Annotated in this window: 1 protein-coding gene; it reads left to right on the forward strand. The window is 57.1% G+C overall.

The genetic code is table 11. The annotated features are described in order from the left end of the window. Window positions 1-6: 6 nt before the first annotated feature. A partial coding sequence (rplV, locus tag A3754_RS06070; RefSeq protein ID WP_063519091.1) for a 50S ribosomal protein L22 occupies window positions 7-310 on the forward strand: 304 nt, incomplete at its 3' end.

Consider the following 310-nt stretch of genomic DNA (forward strand, 5'->3'; position numbering starts at 1 on the left):
ACAGTTATGGCTACTGAAGTTGCAGCCCGTCTGCGCGGTGCAAGAATTTCGGCTCAGAAAGCCCGCCTCGTAGCCGACCAGGTCCGTGGCCTGGAGGTTGAGAAGGCGCTGAATCTTCTGGAATTCAGCCCGAAGAAGGCGGCAAAAATCGTTAAGAAGGTGCTGGAGTCCGCGATTGCAAATGCGGAAAACAACGACGGCGCTGACGTTGATGAGCTGAAGGTGTCCACGGTGTTCGTGGATGAAGGCATGACGATGAAGCGGATTCGCCCGCGCGCCAAAGGCCGCGCTGACCGTATCCTCAAGCGTA

It is taken from the genome of Alcanivorax sp. HI0083 (genome assembly GCF_001635175.1).